10 protein-coding genes are annotated in these 15,326 nt (G+C 72.1%); all 10 read right to left on the bottom strand.

What is annotated here, in order from left to right; translation table 11 throughout:
* Positions 1–315 precede the first annotated feature (315 nt).
* Positions 316–1,920, bottom strand: coding sequence for an FGGY-family carbohydrate kinase (locus ACP4E5_RS38150; RefSeq protein ID WP_425837223.1), 1,605 nt, complete (start codon positions 1,918–1,920; stop codon positions 316–318).
* On the bottom strand, positions 1,913–3,304 hold the full coding sequence (locus ACP4E5_RS38145; protein WP_425837220.1) for a GH1 family beta-glucosidase: 1,392 nt from the start codon (positions 3,302–3,304) through the stop codon (positions 1,913–1,915). Before ACP4E5_RS38145 ends, ACP4E5_RS38150 begins: the two co-directional genes overlap by 8 nt.
* Positions 3,301–5,283, bottom strand: a complete 1,983-nt coding sequence (locus tag ACP4E5_RS38140) for a hypothetical protein (RefSeq protein WP_425837217.1) — start codon at positions 5,281–5,283, stop codon at positions 3,301–3,303. The genes ACP4E5_RS38145 and ACP4E5_RS38140 overlap by 4 nt, the downstream gene beginning before the upstream one ends.
* Entirely contained in the window at positions 5,276–7,732 is a 2,457-nt protein-coding gene (locus tag ACP4E5_RS38135; protein ID WP_425837214.1) for a glycoside hydrolase family 2 protein, read from the bottom strand. Before ACP4E5_RS38135 ends, ACP4E5_RS38140 begins: the two co-directional genes overlap by 8 nt.
* 5 nt (positions 7,733–7,737) lie before the next feature.
* A complete protein-coding gene (locus ACP4E5_RS38130) occupies positions 7,738–10,206 on the bottom strand; it encodes an alpha-mannosidase (protein ID WP_425837211.1) in 2,469 nt (822 codons plus the stop codon).
* Positions 10,203–10,841, bottom strand: a complete 639-nt coding sequence (locus tag ACP4E5_RS38125; protein WP_425837208.1) for a D-sedoheptulose-7-phosphate isomerase — start codon at positions 10,839–10,841, stop codon at positions 10,203–10,205. Before ACP4E5_RS38125 ends, ACP4E5_RS38130 begins: the two co-directional genes overlap by 4 nt.
* Before the next feature lie 63 nt (positions 10,842–10,904).
* Positions 10,905–11,915 carry an ROK family protein gene (locus ACP4E5_RS38120; RefSeq protein WP_425837205.1) on the bottom strand — a complete coding sequence of 337 codons (1,011 nt, stop codon included), beginning with the start codon at positions 11,913–11,915 and terminating at the stop codon, positions 10,905–10,907.
* A gap of 8 nt (positions 11,916–11,923) precedes the next feature.
* Positions 11,924–12,784 (bottom strand): carbohydrate ABC transporter permease, encoded by an 861-nt coding sequence (locus ACP4E5_RS38115; RefSeq protein WP_425837202.1) that lies wholly within the window; start codon positions 12,782–12,784, stop codon positions 11,924–11,926.
* Positions 12,781–13,788: a carbohydrate ABC transporter permease gene (locus ACP4E5_RS38110; protein WP_425837199.1), complete on the bottom strand. Its 1,008-nt coding sequence runs from the start codon at positions 13,786–13,788 to the stop codon at positions 12,781–12,783. Before ACP4E5_RS38110 ends, ACP4E5_RS38115 begins: the two co-directional genes overlap by 4 nt.
* Complete coding sequence (locus ACP4E5_RS38105; RefSeq protein WP_425837196.1) at positions 13,781–15,148, bottom strand: extracellular solute-binding protein; 1,368 nt, start codon at positions 15,146–15,148, stop codon at positions 13,781–13,783. Before ACP4E5_RS38105 ends, ACP4E5_RS38110 begins: the two co-directional genes overlap by 8 nt.
* Positions 15,149–15,326 lie beyond the last annotated feature (178 nt).

Below are 15,326 nucleotides of genomic sequence, written 5' to 3'. Positions count from 1 at the left end.
GCCGTGCTTGGACAACAGATCGCCCCCCGGCGATGACGGCCGCCCTTCGGGGCGGGGTCGCCCATGAGTGGAGGCCACCCATGGACGGGGGCGATAGGTGGAGGCCGCCCCCGGGCGGGGTGCGCCCCTCATAGGTGAGTTGCGCCCCTCATGGGCGGGCCCGGCCCCCTCGACCCGGCAGGCGGATCGCCGGGGTCGGGGTGCGCCCCTCATGGATGGACCCCCGACCCGACAGGCGGACCGCCGGGGCGGGATGCACCCCTCATGAGTGGGCCCCCGACCCGGCAGGCGGATCACCGGAGCGGGGTGCACCCCTCATGAGTGGGCCCCCGACCCGGCAGCCGGACCGCCGTCGTCCGTCACAGGTGGGCGTCGCGAGTCCGGCCTATCAAGCCCCTGCGGCGATTGAGCAGCGGGGGCCGGGGCGGAGCCCCGTGACGTGGGGACGGTCGGGCGTGGCGGGGCGACGAGCGGAAGGAACCGTTCGCGGTGATGCGCCCGATGCGCCTCCGCCACCCCCACATCGGGCACCAGCGGACGCGAACCCGCCGGGACCGCACCGTCGAGGCCAAGCGCACGCCCCGCCAACTGCGCCGCACCCCGCCCCGCCGCCTCCGGCTCCGCACACACCCGCGTGGGCCACGGCGCGACCGCCGCCTTGAGCGCGGTCCAGGCCGCGAGCCTGGTGGAGCCGCCGAGCAGCGTCACGGAGCCGGGCGCGAGCCCACCGCAGAGCCGCGCCTGCGTGTCGGTCATCCAACGTGCCTGGTGCGCCGTGCCCTCCAGGATGGCGCGGGCGAGGTGCGCGGGCCCGTGCTCGATGCGCAGATCATGCACCGCGAGCCGGGCCCCCGGATCGGGCCGCGGGGCGCTGCGCCCGTGCGCGTACGGGGTGACGGTCGGTCCGCACGGTGTCGCGGGCAGTGTGTCGACGAGCCGGGCGAACTCCTCGTAGCGGGCGTGTCCTTGTGTCCCGTCGAGGAAACGGTCGCAGAACCACTCCACCAGGAGCCCTGAGCTGCCCGCGCCGGCGAGCACGATGAAGTGCTCACCGTCTGCGTGCCGGCCCCATGACATGCCCTCGGCGGCGGCGCCGGCCCGGTCCGGGGGTTCGGCGGTGACCGTGAGGACGGCCTCGGCGGTGCCCATGGAGTCGGCGACCTCCCCGGGCGCACGCACTCCCGCGGCCCAGGCCCCGACGAGGTGGTCGTGCCCGGCGACGACGACGGGAGTACCGGCACGCAACCCCACCTCACCGGCGGCCCCTGCCGTGACCCACCCGACGGGTTCCCCGACCTCGCGCACGCGCGGCATGTGGCCGACGCCCAGCCCCGCCTCCCCCAGCAGCTCGGGGATCCACCGGCACGCGACCGGGTCCCACGCCATGGTGCGCTGCGCGAACGTGGCGTCCGTGCCGACCGCCCCCGTCAGCGCGTGCGCGACGAGATCGGCGGCGCCCGCCCACGTCCGCATGCGCGCGGGCAACCCGGCGTCGTCCGCCACCAGCGCACACCACTTGGCGAGCGGCACCTTCGGGCTGGGCAACACCCCGGTACGGAAGTGGAGTTGGTGGGCGCCGAGGGCGGTGGCCAGCCGTGCCGCGTGCGGCGCCGGGGTGGGGTCCGACCAGGCGCGTACGGGGCCGATCGGGCGGCCCTGCGCGTCGAGCGGCACACCCGCCTCCGCCATCCCGGTCACCCCGATGGCCTCCGGCGCGCGACCGACCTCCCGTACGCAGGCGGCGAGGACTCCGAGCGCCGCGGCGACGAGCCCGTCGGCCGGATGGGTGTGAGGCGAACTCCCGTAGGGTGTCGGTGACTTGGCGCGGGCGACAACCCGTCCCGACGACGCCTCGCAGAGCACGGCCTTCACATGTGTCGTGCCGATGTCGAGCCCGCCGAGGAGCACCCCCTCACTCATCGCCGCCCCCGGAGTCGACCGCGGGCAGCACTCCGGAGCGGGCCACCTCCGCGTACCAGCGGCCGCTGTCCTTGATGGTGCGGCGCTGCGTCTCCCGGTCGACGTGGACGAGGCCGAAGCGGGGCCAATACCCCATAGCCCACTCGAAGTTGTCGAGCAGCGACCAGTGATAGTAGCCCTCCACGCGCGCGCCCGCGCCGATCGCCCGGTGCACGGCGGCGAGGTGCGAGCGGAGGAAGGCGATGCGGCGGCGGTCGCGCACGCGGCCGTCGTCCCCCGGCCCGTCCCCGTAGATCGCGCCGTTCTCGGTGATCAGGAGCGGCACGTCCGGGTGGTCGCGGTGGAGGCGCACCAGCAGGGACTCCAGGTCGTCGGGGACGATCTCCCAGCCGAGGTCGGTGCGTTCGGTGTCGGGGCGGCCCTCCTCGACCTTCCAGGGCCACGGTCCGTCGCCGGGGCGGGCGGAGACGATGCGGCGGGTGTAGTAGTTGACGCCGATGAAGTCGCTGCCGGCGGCGATGGTGTCGAGGTCGCCGTCCTGGATGAAGTCCAGTTCGCCGACGGCCTGTTCCCAGTGGGCGCGCATGTCGGCCGGGTAGCCGCGGCCGTGCACGGGGTCGAGGAACCAGCGGTTGACGTACCCGTCGGAGGCCTCGGAGGCGGCACGGTCGGCGGGGTTCGCCGGGTCGTCGGGGGTGTGGGGAAAGAGGGAGTAGGCGATGCCCGCGCGGGCGTCGTCGCGCCCGCCGGCCCGCAGTTCGCGGACCGCGAGTCCGTGGGCGAGCAGCAGGTGGTGCATGACGGTGACGGACGCCTTGAGGTCCTTCTCGCCCGGTGCGTGCAGGCCGAGTTGGTGGCCGAGCAGGCCGACGATCCAGGGCTCGTTGATGGTGACCCAGTCGCGGACGCGGTCGCCGAACGCGTCGAAGCAGACGGACGCGTACTCGGCGAACCGCTCCGCCGTCTCCCGGTTCCGCCAGCCCCCGCGCTCCTGCAGCGCCTGCGGCAGATCCCAGTGGTAGAGCGTGACGAGCGGTTCGATGCCGCGCTCCAGCAGCCCGTCGATGAACCGGTCGTAATGGTCGAGGCCCCGCCGCTCGACCCGGCCCCCGCCGTCGGGCATGATGCGCGGCCAGGCGAGCGAGAACCGGTGGGCGTTGGTGCCGAGTTCGGCCATCAGCGCGGTGTCGTCGGCGCGGCGGCGGTACTGGTCGACGGAGATGTCACCGGTGTCGCCGCCGTCGATCGCTCCCGGCGCGCGGCAGAACCGGTCCCAGATCGACTCGCCGCGCCCGTCGGCGTCCACGGCACCCTCGACCTGGTACGAGGAGGTGGAGGTGCCCCATCGGAAGCCCGCGGGGAAGTGCGGTCCGGGCGTCGTCACAAAGTCTCCTGAAACTCGGGAAGTTCACGGGCGCGCTCGCAGGCGTACAGCAGGACACCGGCCGACCAGGCGTGGGAGAGCGTGAGCAGCATGCCCTTCGCCTGAAAGCACTCGGTCTGGTAGAAGCGCTCGCTGACCATGCCGCGGTAGGCGTTGAAGTCGCCGTCGGCGCGGGCCACGAACTGGCGGAAGCAGTCGAGGTTCTCGCGCGTCGAGCGCAGGTAGTAGGCATCGTCCAGGTACCGGGCGAGGCGCACGAACTCGGGCAGACAGATCAGGCCGAAGGCGTGCAGGTGCTGGTTGGACGGCGAGGCCTGGTCGGCGCCGCGGGTGCGGAAGCCGTAGCGGGCGAGGAAGGTGTGCTCGTCGAAGCGGACGTCGTACGTATAACGGAAGGTGAGGGTCCAGTCGGCTGCGCGGCGGGCCAGGTCGAGCCACCGCCCCTCCGGGTCCCCCGCCTCATGGAGCAGCGTGTACGCGATGATCGCGTTGTAGCCGTCCTCGGAGGTGGGGGCGAGGGAGACGTCCTCGGGGGCGCCGCACAGGAACTCGGAGCGCACGTCGCTGTCGAAGGCCGCGCCCGCGCGCCGGGCCGCCTCCAGGTAGGCGGGCTCCTGGAAGACCTCGGCGGCCTCCACGAGCGCGCCGACGAAGGCGAGCCCCGCCGCCCCTTCGTGGTCGAGGCCCTTGCCGGTGTGCACGTCGTGCGCGGCGGCGAGGCGTCCGGTGGCCGGGTCCTGTCCGGCGAGCGCGGCGGCCAGATTGCCCCGCACGGCCGCCTCCCAGGACGGGTGGGCGTGGCCCCGCGCCCGCTCGGAGACCAGCGCACGCAGCGTGAACAGCGTCGCGTCGCCGAGGGTGCGCGCGTGCAGCCGGTCGGCGTCGCCCGTCCACCCGGCCGACCAGCCGCGCGAGCGCGACCACTGGCCCCAGAAGGTGCCGCCGGGCGTGAGGTGGGCGCAGATGTGGTCGATGACGGCGACGGCCGCCTCGGCCCGCTCGGTGTCGCCCACGCGCCGGGCGTGCAGCAGCAGCGCGTGCGCGTAGGGCACGCCGCTGATCCAGGAGACGTGCATGGCCTGCCGGTCGCCGCTGTCGCCGAGCGCCTCGCGGTCGAAGGCGGCGGTCTCCAGGAGGACGGGCGGGTCGCTGCGGTAGTGCCAGCGGTGCAGTCCTTCGGCGGACAGCGCGGCGGCCTCGTCGATGCCGACCCAGGCGGCGGGTTCCCCCTCGGGCACCGCCTGGTGCAGGGCACGCAGCACGCGCGCGTAGGCGTGCGGATCGGCGTCGAGGAGGTGCACGGTGAAGCGCAGGGTGTGTTCCTCGCCCGGCCGCCAAGTGTGCAGGGGTGTGTCGGCGGGCTTGGGGGTGCCGGAGCCGTAGTACGTGACGGGTTCCTCGCGGTACGGGGCGTGCAGCCGCAGCGCCGGCCGGTCGCCGTCCACGAGGGCGAAGCCGACGCCCTGTTCGCCCAGCGGGCCGGTCTCGGCGAGGGCGAGGGCGGCGCCGCCGCGCCGGTCGCGGGCGAAGACGGCGGGCGTGGCGCAGCGGTCGGCGCGGAAGGACCAGGCGGAGGCGGTGAGGTCGTCCTGGAGGCCGACGGTCGCGTAACGCGGGTAAGGGCGCGCGCAGTCGACGCGGCGGTTCTCGCCGTAGAAGGCGCCGGGGATCAGCCACCCGGGGTCGTCGCTCTCACCCAGCCGCAGCTCTATGCGGAGCCCGGCATCGACCGCTTCCAACCCCTCATAGCGTACGGAGAGTTGGGCTTCGTAGGAGCCGGCGTGGAGGCGGTGGAGTCGGAGGGTGGCGTCGAAGCCGTGGGCGCTGCCACCGAGGGCCGTCGGGTCGGCCGCACGCGTGACCGGCACTGGCAGACACGCACCATTGGCGTCCAACACGCCGACGACATACGGGAGTTCGGCGATCCCCTCGCTCTCGGCGCGCAACACCCACGTCGGGGCTTCCGACGTCTCAGTCAAGGACTCGGGCATCGACATTCCAGCCTTCCAGCAGTACGGCGCGGCCCTCTTCGGGGGCGTCGCGCCAGGTGACGGGCACCTCGGCGGATTCCCCGGGCAGCAGATCGAGCATGTTGTCCCCGAACACGGCCCATCCGGGGGTGTCGATGGGCCGGGCGTCGGTGAGGTGGAGGCCGAGGGCGGCCGGGCCCTCGACGTGGGTGAGGCGTACGGCCCTCCGGTCCGGCTCCCAGTCGAGCGAGACGCGGGCCGGGGGCAGGTCGAGAAGGGCGGAGAGGTCGGCGCCGACGCTGTGGACGTATCTGTTGTCCGCTTTCAACTCATCATCCTCACCCAGTAGTTGGAGATCCAGCACGAACAGCGGACCCGGCAGATCGGCAACCGGGACAACGAGGTCCGCGCCCCGGCTCTCCGCCGCCACCCGCCCGTCGAGTGCCACGATGCGCGCGAGGGTCGCCCCGTCCCGCCACCCGCGCACCCGCGCCTCGAACCGCTCCCGGCCCGCCCACGCCTGCGTGGCGAACGACGCGCACACGTGGTCGGGTCGATAGGCGCGGCGCACCCCGTGGTAGGCGGGCTTGGGGTCGCCGCGGTGGTCGACGGCGGCGGTGCACCAGGCGTTCGGGAACGGCTCGTTGAACTGCCAGGGGATGGCGCCCGAGGAGCGCGGTGCGCGGCGCAGGTTGGCCTCGACGGCGTAGCGCAGCCCGTCGTACTGGAGTTGCTGGCTGGCGCGGCGCATCCGGTCGACGCTGTCGAGCCGGCCGCCGAACGTCTCCTGGACCAGCGGCGCGTTGTTCCACCAGGCGCCGAGGTGCTCCATGACGGGGTTGCTCCGGTCGGTGGGCCACTGGGCCCCGGCGGGCACCACGGCGTCCCAGGTCCGCCGGTTGGCCATGCCCTCCACGCCGAACTCGGAGTGCAGCAGGCTGGTTCCGGCGTCGTACAACTCCTGGTGCGCGCCGAGCCCTTGGTGCTCCCAGGGGCCGTGCACGTCGTGCTGGCCGTCGGGCGCGCGCTCGATGTTCTCCCGCGTGTTGAGGAAGTCGCGGCCCGACGGGGAGCCGGGCAACCAGCCGCGTCCGGGGTCGAGTTCGGAGACGACGCGGGCCAGCCGTTCGACGACCGGTGAGGACTTCTCGTCGAGCGGGGTGGCGGTCGCCGTGTCGTGGAGTTCGTTGCCGGGCCCCCACAGGGCGAGCGCCGGATGGTGGCGCAGGGCGGGGACGATCGCCCGCGCCTCGCGTTCCATCAGGTCGAGATACGCGTCGTCGGCGGCGGGGACGGAGTCGATCCCGGAGCTGGAGAGGCTGAACTCCTGCCACACCAACAGGCCCAGTTCGTCGCAGAGTTGGTAGAACTCCTCGGTCTCGACGAGTCCGCCGCCCCACACTCGCAGCAGCGTGACGTGCGCGTCGGCGGCGAGCGCGAGCAGGTGCGCGAGCCGGTCCGGGCGCGGGACCCCGTAGAGCGCGTCCTGCGGCACCCAGTTCCAGCCCTTGGCGTGGATGCGTCGGCCGTTGACCTCGATCGTGTAGGGGAGGGCGTCGTCGGGCGCGCCGGGGTTGGGCACGAGGCGCACGGTGCGGAATCCGACCGTGCGCACCACGGGTTCGCCGCCCGATGCCCGTACGGTCACCGTGTAGAGCGGTTGGGCGCCGTGGCCGTTGGGCCACCACAACTCCGGCTCCCTGACGAAGAGTTCGGCGCCGACCGGTCCGCTGTGGCCCGCCTCGAACGGGACGTCCAGCTCCGCGACGAGCGCGCCGTCGGGACCGTGCACCGTCACACCCAGCACCCCGGCCCCGGCCGCCTCGACCGCCGCCTCCACCCGTACGCACCGGTCGCCGGCGTGCGCGCCGACCACCGCGTCCCGCAGCCGCACGGGGCCCGCGACCTCCAGGCGTACCGGCTTCCAGATGCCCTGGTGGACGAGGCGGGGGCAGAAGTCCCAGCCGTAGTTCATGCGGGTCTTGTGGGTGCGCACCCGGTCCGTGCGACCCACCTGGGGTTCGCCGGGCGGGGCCGGGTGGACGACGACGGCCAGCAGGTGCGATCCCCCGTCCGCGTACGCGCTGACGTCCACTTCGAAGGGCACGAACATGCCCTCGTGGTGGGCCAGTTCGTGGCCGTCGACGAGGACGGTCGCCTCGTGGTCGACGCCCCCGAAACGCAGCAGGGCGCGCTCACCGTCCGCCAGGCGCGGCAGATCCAGGACGCGGCGGTACAGCCAGGCGCGCTGCGGCACCCATTCGCTGAGCAGGCTGTTCGTGCCCACGTACGGGTCGGGGATCTGCCCGCCCCTGCGCAGGTCGTCGAGGACGGAGCCGGGGACCCGCGCGGGGAACCAGCCCGGTTCCCCGTCCGGGCGGCCGGGGCCGCACAGCCAGCGCCAGGTGTCCCCCAGGCAGGCCCGCAGCTCCCAGCCGTCGTCGAGCGTGTGCAGCACGAGGGTCAGGCCTCCGGCGCCGTGGTCACGGGAAGTTCCAGCAGATCCGTCTCGGTGACGGGCGCCGCCGGGTCGGCCGGTACGCGGAACGTCTTGATCTCGTGCGGCCCGAACTCGGCCTCGATGACCCGCTGTTCGCCCAGCATCGGCAGCGCGATCCGCGCCGACGCGGCCTCGCCCCGCGACTCGTAGGCCCGCACGATCGCGTCGCCGGAGGCGTCCTCGTCGCCCTTGACGACGGTGACGACGACGCTGCCCGCGCCGTCGTCGGCATGCGCCTGGAGCTGGGCGAGCGGCCCCTCGTGGAAGGTCTCCAGGAGGGCGAACGACGGCTGGTTCAGCTCGGCGGCGCGCCGCGCGGGGTCGGCCACGCGCCAGTCCTCGCCGTGCGGGAGCAGTACGTACCGGAATTCCTGGCGGCCCTGGTCGAGGTACTCGTAGACGCCGTCCTCGTCGAGGATCTTCGGCTCGTGCCAGGCGTAGACGGGGCTGCGCAGCGCGGTCATGCCGATCTCGGCGCCGGTGACGTCGTGGCCGTGCTTGCTGTCGTTGACGACGGTGAGTCCGGCCCGCTCGCCGCCGGGGAGGGTGCCGGTGACGTCGACCCAGGCCTGGGTGGGCTCCTCGGTGCCGTCGGGGGTGCGCTCCACATACCCGTAAGGGATCTCGTGTGTGGCCGTCACATCGGTGAGCGCCGTCGGGAAGCGGAGCTTGAGCGTCTTGAGCTGCTCGTGCCAGTCGACGACGGTGCGCACCTCGACGGAGCGGGCGCCCGCCGAGAGCACCAGTTCCTCGGCCATGCGCGAGGTGCCGTACGCGGACTCGATGCGCAGCACCGCGCGCACCGGGCCGGACTCGACGAGGCGGACGCGGCGGCCGGTGAAGGAGCCGATGGCCTGGTCGTAGGCGCGCACGCGGTGGCCCCAGGTGTCGCTCTTGTCGTCGATGACGACGGCGTGCGGTGCGGGCTTCGCGGGGATCAGTTCGGCGCCGGTCGACTTGTCGATGAAGGAGGTGAGCCAGCCGCTGGCCGGGTCGACCTCGAGGCGCAGGTGCTCGTTCTCCAGCGTCGTGTCGGTCGCGCGCACCGGCCCCGCTTCGGGGACGCTTCCCGGCACCAGGTGGTACACCCGGTGGCCGAGCGCCGGCACCGTGGCGCGGAACGCGAGCCGGCCGCGGCTGCCCATCATGCTGGCCTCGGACCGGGTCAGCTGCACCGGCACCGGCTCGCCGTCCTGATCGGTGAGGCGGACGGTCGCGGCCTGCGCGAACTCGACCTCGACGTCCTGCTCCAGCTCCCACGGATGCGGGTTGAAGACGACGACCGGCACCGTGCCGTCGGCGAGCGGGATGTCGATGCGGCGGGCGATCGCCTGGGTGGCGCGGTTGAAGACGTCGGCGGCGATCGAGCGGGCGCGGCCGTAGTCGTCGCGCGCGTCGTCGTAGGCGGAGCGGATCGACGTACCGGCGAGGATGTCGTGGAACTGGTTGAACAGGACCAGCTTCCACGCCTCCGTCAGCTTCTCGACGGGGTACGTCTCGCCCGCGACGGCCGCCGCGACCGACGCCCACTTCTCGGCGCGCTGGAGGTCGTTCTCGGCGCGGCGGTTCCACGCCTTGACGCCGGAGTGCGCGGAGTAGCAGCCGGGGCCGTGGTGCTGGAGTTCGCCCGCGTGCACGGGAACGTCCTCGCGGTCGCGGACGCGCTCGAAGAACCGCTCGGGGTGGGAGAGTTCGAGCTTCGGCAGGCCGCCGAGGGCGTCGAGGCGGGCGATGGAGTCGAGGTTGGCCTTGGTGGGGCCGCCGCCGTGGTTGCCGACGCCGTAGAACACCATCAGCTCGGACTCGTCCGGCGGCATCATGGCGAGGGACTTGTCGAGGTGGTTGCCGATGTCCTTGCCGGGCGTGCAGTACTCGTTCGGCAGCCGGTAGGCCAGCACGCGGGAGCCGTCGGGCGCCTCCCAGTGGAAGAACTGGCCGGGCAGCACCTGCTCGTGCGGGCCCGGGCGCAGGAAGATGTAGCCGTCCATCCCGGACTTGCGCAGGATCTGCGGGATGGTCGCGTTGTGCCCGAACGGGTCGAGGTTGCAGCCGATCGTCGCGGCCTCGCCGAACTTCTCGATCAGGTACCGCTGCCCGTACAGGGCCTGTCGGACGAAGGACTCGCCGGACGGGATGTTGCAGTCGGGCTCGATCCACCAGCCGCCGACGATCTGCCAGCGGCCCTCGGCGACCCGCTTGCGGATGCTCGCGAACAGCTCGGGGTCGTGGGTCTCGATCCACTCCAGGTACATCACGGAGTCGCAGGTGAACACGAAGTCGGGGTACTCCTCCATGCGGTCGATCGCGGACTGGAAGGTGGCCCGGATCTCCTGGAGGCCCTCCGGCCAGCGCCACAGCCACACCGGGTCGATGTGGGCGTTGCCGACGAGGTGCAGGGTGCGCTCGCGGGAGTTGGGCTTCGCGGTGGTCATACGGCGGCCTCCGGGCGGTGGTCGTGCGGGTGGTGGGCGTCCGGGCCCGCGGCCCAGGCGTCGACGTGCTCGCTGAGCAGGTGCAGGAGGGTGAGGTGCATCTCCTGGATACGGGCAGTGGTGTGTGCGGGGGCGACGAGGACGTGCTCGGCGTGGGCGGCTGCGGGCATGCCATCGTTGTCACCGCCCGCGAAGAGGACGGTGCGCGCGCCGCGCCTGCCCGCTTCCTCAAGGCCCCGGATCACGTTCGCGGAGCGCCCGGACGTGGTGAAGCCGACCACCATGTCGTCGGCGGTGACGAGGGCCTCGACCTGGCGGGCGAAGACCTCCTCGTACGCGTAGTCGTTGCCGATGCAGGAGACGACGGAGGGGTCCGTGACGAGCGAGACCGCCGGGAGCGCCCGGCGTTCGCGCAGGTAGCGGCCGATGAACTCGCCCGCCAGGTGCTGTGCGTCGGCGGCGCTGCCGCCGTTGCCGAAGGTGTAGAGGCGGCCGCCGCGGCGGAACACCTCGATCAGCGCGTCGCCGACGGTGCGCAGGGTGGGCAGCAGTTCCTCGAGGCGCTGCGCGGCGGCGACGTGTTCGGCGATCTGGGTCGCCGGACTGAGGCGGGCGGAGGAGGGCGGGGCGGACATGGTGCTCCTGAAGCGAGGCGTCGGGGCGTTCGGCGGGGCGAGGTGGCGGGGTCGCGCGCGGGGTCAGACCCGGGCGAGATCGGCGGCGGACCCGTTGTGTTCCGTGAGGCGTTCGAAGGCGATGGCGGCGGCGCCGAGCACACCGGCCTTGTCGCCGCCGGTGGCGGTGACGATGCGGGCCGCGTTCGCGGCCGGTCCCATGGCGAGCCGGGCCACCATCTCCCGTACGGGGGCGAGGAGTTGTTCGCCGGAGCGGGTGACGCCGCCGCCGAGGACGACGAGTTCCGGCTCGTAGAGATTGACGATGGAGGCGAGGCCCTGGGCGAGGAGTTCGCAGGTCTCCTGCCACAGTTCGGCGGCGAGTCCGTCGCCGTCGCGGGCGGCGCGCGCCACGTCGGCGGCGGTGACGTCGCCGTTCGGCAGGCCCGCGAGCACGGTCCGTCGGTTGCCCGCGAGGGCCTCACGGGCGCGTTCGGCGATCGAGGTGCCGGACGCGTACGCCTCCAGGCAGCCGGCCCGGCCGCAGCTCTTGCAGGTCCGGCCGTCGGAGCGGACGGTGATGTGGCCGGGCTCGCCGCCGTTGCCCGCCGCGCCCCGGTAGGTGCGCCCGTCGACGACGAAGCCGCCGCCGACGCCGGTGGACACGGTGAGGTACACGAGGTGGCGGGTGCCGCGGCCCGCGCCGAACCGCCACTCCCCCGCGGCGCCGGCCGTCCCGTCGTTGTCGAGGACGGACGTCAACCCGTATGCGTCGTGGGCGAGTTGGGTGATGGGGATGTCGAGCCAGCCCGGCAGGTGCGGCGGCGCGACGAGCACGCCGGACGTCGAGTCGAGGGGCCCGCCGCAGCCGATGCCGCAGCCGAGCAGCTCTCGCGGCGCGTCATCCGGTGCGATCCCGGCGGCGGTCAAGGCGTCGCGTCCGAGCGCGAAGAGACGGTCGAGGCAGGCGTCGGGGCCCTCCTCGACGCGGGTGGGCACGGTCAGGAACGACAGCGCCTCCCCGTCCTCGCGGACGACGCCGGCCGCGAGCTTGGTGCCACCGATGTCGAGCGCGAGCACGCTTTGGTTGGTCATGTGACTGTTCAGCCCTTGCTTCCAGTGGTGGCGATGCCCTGCGTGAACTGCCGCTGGCAGACGAAGAAGGCGATGATCATCGGCACGGTGACCACGACGCTGGCCGCGCAGACGATCTCCCAGCGCATCTCACCGCCGTCGCCGAACTGGTCCAGTACGGCCTTGAGGCCGCGCGGCACCGTGTACAGCTGGGGGTCGCGCAGATAGATGAGGGGTCGGACGAGGTCGGTCCAGGAGGCCTGGACCTCGAAGATGAAGGTGACGATGAGGGCGGGCCGGCACAGCGGTACCGCGATCCGCCAGAACAGCGTCCAGTAACCGGCGCCGTCCACCCGCGCCGCCTCGAACAGCTCGCGCGGCAGGCCGAGGAAGAACTGGCGGAGCAGGAAGATGTAGAAGGCGCTGCCGAACAAGTTGGGTGCCCACAGCGGGACTTGGGAGCTGGCGAGGTGCAGCCAGTTCCACACCATGTACTGCGGCACCATCGTGACGGCGGCCGGCAGCATCATCGTGCCGATGACGAGCGCGAACAGGGTGTCGCGGCCGGGGAAGCGGAAGTACGCGAACCCGAAGGCGACGACGGCGCTGCTGACCGTGACGGTGACGGCGGCGGCCAGGGTGACGGCGACGCTGTTGCCGATCCACGTGAACAGCGGCAGCGCCTTCCACAGCTCCTGGTAGTTCGACCACTGCACGACGTGCGGGATCAGCGCGTTGTCGAAGACGTCCGTGGACGGCTTGAGCGAGGCGCTGATCAGCCACGCGAACGGGTAGAGGAAGACGACGGAGGCGAGCAGCACACCGACGACGCGCAGCACCCGCTTGACTGCCGCTTCCTTCGTGTCGGGCCGCATCGTGAGCTGGGTCATCGCTGGTCACCCTCGTAGTAGACGAACCGCTTGCTGACCTTGGCCTGGATGACCGTGATGACGAGGATCACCAGGAACAGCAGCCACGCGAGCGCGGAGGCGTAGCCCATGTGCATGTACTGGAAGGCCTGTTGGAACAGGTAGACGACGTAGAACAGGGCCGCGTCGCTGCTGTACGACTGCGTGGTGGCGGTCCCGAAGAACGCGGTGTACGCCTCCGTGAACGATTGCAGCGAGGCGATCGTGTTGACGATCAGCGTGAAGAACAGCGTGCCGGAGATCTGCGGGAGCGTCACGTGCCGGAACGACGTCCAGCGGCCCGCGCCGTCCAACTCGGCTGCTTCGTAAAGGTCCTTGGGGACGTTGCGCAGCGCCGCGAAGTAGATGACGACGGTCGATCCGACCGACCACAGGCTGGTGAGCACGAGGCCCGGCTTCACCCAGAAGCTGTCGGTGGTCCAGGACGGTCCTTGGATGCCGAAGAAGCCGAGGACGTGATTGATGAGGCCGACGTTGCCGTTGAACAGGAGCAGGAAGAGGATGCCGACGGCGACCGGCGGTGTCATCACCGGCAGGTAGAACACGGTGCGGAAGAACCCGGCGGTGCGGCCGACCTTCAGCAGCAGCATGGCGAGCACGAGCGCGAACGCCATGGACAGCGGCACCCGCATCACGGCGAAGATCAGCGTGTTCATCAGCGACTTCGCGACCTGCGGGTCCTCGAAGAGCTGCTGGTAGTTGGCGAACCCGACGTTGTGGGTCGAGCCGATGGCGTCGTAGTCGGTGAACGACAGGACGAGGCTGGCGAGCATCGGTCCCGCGGTGAACACGACGAAGCCGATGATCCACGGCGAGATGAAGCCGTACGCGGCCCAGATCTCGCGGCGCCGGGCGCTGCCGCGCAGACCGGCCTTGCCCGCGGCCGGGTCCGGGGAGCCGGCGGACTTCCGGCCCTTCGCGGCCTTCGGAGGCTTCGGGGTGAGGACGGACTGCACGCTACTCACGTCCTTCGTTGGCGAGGTCGAGCGCGCTCTGCGCCTTGCGCTGCGCCTGGTCGAGGGCCTGCTGAGGGGTCTGCTCACCGGACAGGACCCGGTTCACCGCGGACTGCCAGGCGTCCTTGAACTCGCTGCCCGCCGCGTTGGACGGGACAGCGAAGCCCTTGCGGGAGAGGTCGAAGACGATGCGGGTCGCCTTGTCGAAGGCCTTGTTGCCGGTCGGCTTCCAGACGTCGTGCTCGATGATGCGGTCCGCGGCGAGGTTCCCGGTGACGTCACCGGTGTAGGGCGAGCCTTTCGCGCGCGCCTCCTTCGCCTTGGCCCGCGCGGCGTGCACCCACGTCTTCGTCGACGTCATCGTCTTGACGAACTTGCAGGCGGCCCGCGGGTGCTTGGCATTCTTGGGGATCGCCCAGCCGAGGCCCGATGACCAGTTCAGCGGCTTGCCGTCGCGGCCGCGGAACACGTCGGGCGCGAGGTCGATCTTGGGCGAGGCGCCGGCGAGGACGTTGACGTACCAGTCCTCCATCGGGAACGAGCCGAGCTGTCCGCGCACGAACTCGTTCTTCGCGCCGAACATGTCGAAGGAGTCGCGCAGCGCCTTCAGCTTCCCCCAGCCGCCCTGCGCGTCGACCAGCTTCACCGCGTACGTCAGCGCCTGTACGGCCTTCGGGTCGTTCAGCTCGGCGGTGCGGCCGTCGGCGCTGATCAGGTCGGCGCCGTTGGCCTTGGCCCACATCGGGAAGAACTCGGGGATCTTCGGGTCGAAGCCGATCCGGGTGAGCTTGCCGCCGCTGCGCTTCTGCAGCTTGCGCGTCGCCGCCTCCAGCTTCTTCCAGTTTCCGGTGGAGAACTGGGCGGCGCTGGTGCCGTTCTCCTTGAGCACCTTGTCGTTGGTGAGAAGGAGCCGGCTGTCGTACGAGTCGGGCAGCGCGTACACCGTGCCGTCGAGGGAGCCCTCGTCGATGGCGGTCCTCACGTAGCCGTCGGTGTCGATGTGCTCGCGCTTGAGGCAGTCGGTCAGCGGCATCAGGGCGCCGCGTGCCGCGTAGCCGCCGACGAGGGTGCGGTCCATGACGACCGCGTCGGGGGCGTCGCCCGCGGCGACGGCGGAGAGGAACTGCTGCGAGTCGAAGGCGCCTTCGTTGACCTGGATGCGCAGGCCGTCGGGCTTGAGGGCCTTGCGGGCCGCGTCCATGCGGTCGGTCGCGAGGGCGTCGGACTGCATGAACCCCATGGTGGTGAACGTGGAGTCGCCGCTGTCGGCCATGCTCACGCCGCCGCAGCCGGACAGGGCCGGCAGCAGGGCGAACGCCGCGGCGAGTCCCGCCGCCTTGCGGCGTATGCGCTGGGGTGGTGCCGCCATCATCTCTCCTTTGAGTGGCGAGCTACACGAGGGGAAGGGGATGCGGCTCTGTTCCACCGGCGTCCTGACGACGTCCGCGGTGTGGCATCGATCCCATGTGAGAACGTAACCACGTCCGGTCCGAGCGTCAACGGTTTTCGGCCGGGCAGTTGCTGGAATTGAGCGGTGGGTCCGGGTG

Source organism: Streptomyces fractus, from assembly GCF_049844455.1.
Lineage (GTDB): Bacteria > Actinomycetota > Actinomycetes > Streptomycetales > Streptomycetaceae > Streptomyces > Streptomyces fractus.
The sequence above is the reverse complement of the archived record's forward strand: the minus strand, read 5'-3'. Positions and strand labels throughout refer to the sequence as shown.